This window comes from Paraburkholderia phenoliruptrix, from assembly GCF_902859825.1.
Taxonomy (GTDB): Bacteria; Pseudomonadota; Gammaproteobacteria; order Burkholderiales; family Burkholderiaceae; genus Paraburkholderia; species Paraburkholderia phenoliruptrix.
On the sequence record NZ_CADIKB010000086.1, the window covers coordinates 1 to 4,720 of the forward strand.

The 4,720-nt window shown below is 52.5% G+C and carries 4 protein-coding genes and 1 pseudogene; 1 reads left to right on the forward strand and 4 read right to left on the reverse strand.

Translation table 11 applies throughout. The annotated features are described in order from the left end of the window. The first annotated feature begins 363 nt into the window (after positions 1-363). Positions 364-666 (forward strand): hypothetical protein, encoded by a 303-nt coding sequence (locus tag HV711_RS32790; RefSeq protein ID WP_035485843.1) that lies wholly within the window; start codon positions 364-366, stop codon positions 664-666. Between the two features lie 42 nt (positions 667-708). Here HV711_RS32790 and HV711_RS32795 read toward each other — a convergent pair whose 3' ends face one another. From HV711_RS32795 to HV711_RS32810, 4 genes and pseudogenes are all read right to left on the reverse strand, one after another. Next, complete coding sequence (locus HV711_RS32795; RefSeq protein ID WP_175145649.1) at positions 709-2,508, reverse strand: beta strand repeat-containing protein; 1,800 nt, start codon at positions 2,506-2,508, stop codon at positions 709-711. 78 nt (positions 2,509-2,586) lie between these two features. Beyond that, entirely contained in the window at positions 2,587-3,417 is an 831-nt protein-coding gene (locus HV711_RS32800; protein ID WP_175145651.1) for a hypothetical protein, read from the reverse strand. Between the two features lie 2 nt (positions 3,418-3,419). Beyond that, entirely contained in the window at positions 3,420-4,313 is an 894-nt protein-coding gene (locus HV711_RS32805; RefSeq protein WP_082201444.1) for a hypothetical protein, read from the reverse strand. Positions 4,314-4,316: 3 nt separating this feature from the next. Further along, positions 4,317-4,720: pseudogene (locus tag HV711_RS32810) on the reverse strand (hypothetical protein); the annotation flags it as partial.

A 4,720-nucleotide genomic window follows, 5' to 3' on the forward strand; every position in this document is an offset into this window, starting at 1 on the left:
CCGCCCTGAAGCGTTCGCCCTCGAAATCCAACATTGACCATGATCGCAAGGTCGCATAATCTATGCCGCACCCGCCGTCCCAACCTTCAACTGTCTGTGGGACATTGCCCATCCTTGGCGCCCGCGCTTGACCACGCATGCGAGTTGGCCCATTTCCGTCGCATCCATCGATATTCATGGCGACACCGAAATTTCAGGGCCAAAGGTAATTTGTGGAATCTGATATCCCCGCAGTTTGCGAGGTTGAAATCGTTTAGCGACGCGCAAGGATGGCGGCATCGAGGGTCGTCTCTCGAACTGAGCGATTCACTCCATGATATGCAATTTCGCGAGTATCGAGTTTCGCCGCCGCACGGGAAACTGATGTCTATTAACATCGCATTGGCAGTCGATTTTATTAAACAGGGCCTTGTGGGAATTGAACTGGTTTCTCCAGAAAACTATGTGAAGGATCAGGTAGCGATCGACATTCAAAGGCTAGACCTTACGAAACCGGTTCGATTTGATTTCCCAAATATAGAGATCAGGCCTGGCGAAATATGGGGTATCCGAGTATTTGCAAAATCCAAGGTTCCTATATATGTCTATGAATTCATAAATCGCAGGTGGTTTGGTCTTCGTTTTGCACAAAGCACGCCATTCATTGAGATGGTGGTGGCTAGGTGATTGAAAGCCCGGAAGGCATGTAATCCAACCGGGCCTTATTGCTTAAGGAGAACCGCCGCCTATCACGTTCCCCGTTCCGGCATTCGATGTATTTGTTGAGCAGGAATTGTAGACATTTGACTGTACATTTACGTTACTAGAAGTAGATTGCAGCGCTATGCCCGTCGTAAGATTATAGAAGTTGTTTCCTGTGATAATTGTTCCGCCAATCACCCATCCGTTGACGATGATCCCATACACGTTGGAAGGGCTTCCGGTATTTGGCTCAAACGTGTTTCCCGTAATCGAAGTGGTAGACGTTGCCTTGATATTTAGGCCACTTGAATTATTGTTGATCAGGAAAACGTTGCCCGTGATGACCAGGTTGGCAATCGCAGAATTTATAAGTATATTTGGATTGTTCGCCAGCGCATTGAACTGACTGTTCACTATGCTCAGTTGATCAAGCGCACTCTCTCCGGGCGGAACATAAATTCCGATTGTGTCGTTAGTGAAATTGCAATTGCTGATCTGGACGCCCTGGACGTAGTTTCCATATTGAATTCCATACGTCCAGTTATTAAAGCTGGAATTACTGATGTTATAGACAATCGGAATGATCGACGAGGAGGCCGTGGTTATAATCAAGCCTGTTCCGGATGGAGTGCCTGGACCGATAGCCTGTATGCTATCAAAATTGATACTCGAAACCCCGATAACATCGATACCATACTGGAAATAATGGGTTGCGAAATAACCATCGTTCCCACGGATTGTGATTCTCTTCAGCGTGCTCATGGCTGCGCTAGATGTGGAAGAGAATGAGTTCGTTATGACAATGCCCGTCCCCACGTTATTGGAGCCAGTCATAACTGTAAAATCCGATAAATGTACGGAGTCGGTCCCCGAAAAGAAGTTAAATGCAATCCCGCCGCCACCGCTCCAATTCAGATTGGTGACATCTTGTCCCGCCCCCATGATCGTGACACTTTGATATCCCGCAGTGAATGTGTAGCCAGCCTGCGCTGCGAAGTTGAATTGGCCCGGCGGGAAATAAACGCATCGATATGCAGTCGAATTCGATGCTGCGGCAAGCGCATTGCTGAATGCGGTGTCATTGTTTGCGGTTCCAGCGTTGTTTCCGCCGAAGTCCATGATGTTCGCGCACGGCCCGCGATTGGCCACGAACGCAGCCGTGGCCACGCCGGTGGTGTTCGTTCCGACAGGAAGAGTCGGGGCGGTCAACGACGTGGTGAATGTGCCGGCACCCGTCACACTAAGACCACCAGAGGAGATCGTTTCGCCCCCGGACAGGTTCATGCCACCGGTAATGGCAGCGCCGCCTGCCGTTACTGTCAGGCCATTGCCAATCGTCGCGCCAACGGACGTGTTAATTGAGGTGAAGCTGCCGGTGCTTGGCGTTGTCGATCCGATCGGTCCAGGCGATGCAAATGTAGCGCCCCCCAAAGTCGCCGCATTGATGCTCGTATTACAGACAAAGCCAGACCCACTATTCCAACCTAGAGCGCCGCTTGAAGTGCTGCAATTCGGCATCGCAATAGCGGTAGGAGATGCCGACGAAGCGGTAACGTTCGCAAGAACAGTGTTGGCGGCTTGCGCCGCCAAGTTTGAAGTCGTCACTAGGCCGGTGGCGGTCAATGTCCCTGTGATTGTGGGATTGGTCATCGTTGGGCTATTCGACAGCACCAAAGAACCCGACCCGGTCGACGTGCTCGAACCCGTTCCACCGTTGCTGACGGTCAATGGGTTTTGGAGCGTGAGGCTGCTAAAGGTCGGCGAAGGATACGTTTGGGCGAGCGCCATCGCCGGCACAAAAAGCACCGTCAGGAGAGCTTTCTTCATGGAATCCAGGCGATAAAAAAGCCGCTCTTGGCGGCTTGCATTAGATTGGGGAGAGGGTTAGCAGGCTGGTTCCTGACATCATCGCCACTCGGTGAATGTGGCTGTTCCGGAAACTGATCCTGTCGTGGCGTATTGATAGGTCACGCCCGGCGGAACGATGGCCCATGCGCACAAAGCCACCCCTGAACCGGTGGCGGTAGAATTCGAGACCTCCACTCCGCCGACATAGATGCCCATAGATCCCGCCCCCGTGGATGAGGTGGCGCACGAGACCATAATCGGAGCGTTGGTGTTGTTTTGATAATTCGTGTTGTAGTTTCTGATTACGGTTTGCTGCGTTTGTCCGATACCAAAAACGTTACCGCCACTCGATCCCAGGAGTATCAGTGGTAGCGTGGAAGCACCGACGACAACCTGATTGCCTGAACTGCAATAGAGGGCAGAGAATGGCCCAGCTGTCGAAGTCAGTTGATAGGGGACAGTGTTCGGAACCGAAAAACCGGCGGTTGCCGATACGTTACCTGTTACTGCCGCAGTTCCAGTTACCGATATCCCACCGTTAAACGAGTTCGTTCCTGTCCATGTATTGTTGCCGCCCGTCTGGGCAAAGGATGCCTGCTGCCCTGCGGTAGGCCCATCGAATACGAAGTCGCCGGTCAGCCATGCCAATGCCGATGTTCCTTCCTGTGCGCGGACAACGGTCAGGGTGGTGCCAGTAATGGCAGTGGCGTAAACCACCTCATAGTTCTGCCGCGTGGCCCGATCATTCAGCGTGATCACCAGCGCGGAACCCGATGGAATCGAGGAGGGCAGGTTTGCTGAGCTAGAAAGCGTGATCGTTGTTGCCGAAGTTGACACGTTTCCGGCCAGTGTCGTATTGATGTTGTTGGCGAAAATGAATGTAGTCATGCTCACGCCGATATAGAAATCACGCCGCCGTTATTCCAGAGCTGGTTCGTGTTGTGAGGATTGGAGGTCGGAAGGCCGCCGCCACCGAGAGCCAATAAAGCAGGAGCAGTGATTGCTCCAAAATAGACTGGAGAGCCGGATCCGGAACCGCCCGGCACGACCGCCACTACGCCGCCGTCATACCAGATGCTCCCTGCGGGCAATCCGACCGGGCTTGTCGGATAGTTGAGGGTGGATGTCATCCATAGAACTCCGCCCAAGTTCAGGAAACTTACCGATGTGAAGGCGACGTTGTACTGGAAGGGAAACGCCAGTATTCGTGCATTCATCAGCTCCTGAAGAGCGATCCCCGGTACATCTCCAAATACCGATATGGTAAAAGTGTTACCCGATACCGTGATGGAAGGCGGGTTGTTCAGAACCGGATAGTCGGCGCCGTTGGCGCCATTCAGAAATCGACTGACCCGGTTCTTCAACCATCCCATCGTGAACTGCTGACCGTCACCTCTATACAGGTTCCATGTTAGCGCTCGTTTGTAAATGTCATCCGAGGCGAGCTGAGCTGTTCCGGACGACGAAAAACTAAGATAGTTGTACGGCGGTACGTTGTAGGGAAATTCGTTGTAGCCCGCTCGAGTAGAGGACGTCTGGGTTGCGAGTACTGGCCTTGAGATGCCGTATACACCCTGGCCTATCCAGTCAAGAAGAGGGCCCGTGATGCTTGGTGATGTATAGAGACCTAAAGGTGTGTTGTTGAACCAGTCGACGTAGCCCTGTGTGATTGAGTTGTATGCCGCTACAAAGGCCTGCAGATTTTCATCATCTGAGTATTGAGAAAACAGGTAACTCGGTATGGTTTGCTGAAGCGGCAATGTCGATAATGATTCGATTTGCATACTTTAGCCTTGAACCACTGTGACGCCCGTATCGGAGCACTCGAAATATGATTCAGGATCACTTGGGATCACACTCGTACCGGCTGTCGGACTCGCAGCAACACCATTGATCGTCACCACGTACGTCAGTGTGGTGATGTTGGGAGCATCAATTACCGAGGCAACCGCGTTTTGGAAAACTGCATTCATCTCCAGTTGATTAATCGGTTGTCCGGCATAGATGCTGTTGATGTACGCCTGGATTGCCGGAGCGGCCAGTTGGGCCACGGACGTAGCACCAGTGAAACTGGGCAACGTCGGGCAATGTCCCAGGCGTAGTTGAAGGTTGAAGGCGGCGGTTCGCCAGTGGAATCCGAGAGAATCGGGTTTCCAGGACCAACCTCCCGAACAGGGAACCAAGGAGAACC

Coding starts and splice junctions, on each gene's coding strand:
- HV711_RS32805 (WP_082201444.1), bottom strand. CDS start 4,313: ATGCAAATCGAATCATTATCGACATTGCCGCTTCAGCAAACCATACCG.
- HV711_RS32795 (WP_175145649.1), bottom strand. CDS start 2,508: ATGAAGAAAGCTCTCCTGACGGTGCTTTTTGTGCCGGCGATGGCGCTC.
- HV711_RS32790 (WP_035485843.1), top strand. CDS start 364: ATGTCTATTAACATCGCATTGGCAGTCGATTTTATTAAACAGGGCCTT.
- HV711_RS32800 (WP_175145651.1), bottom strand. CDS start 3,417: ATGACTACATTCATTTTCGCCAACAACATCAATACGACACTGGCCGGA.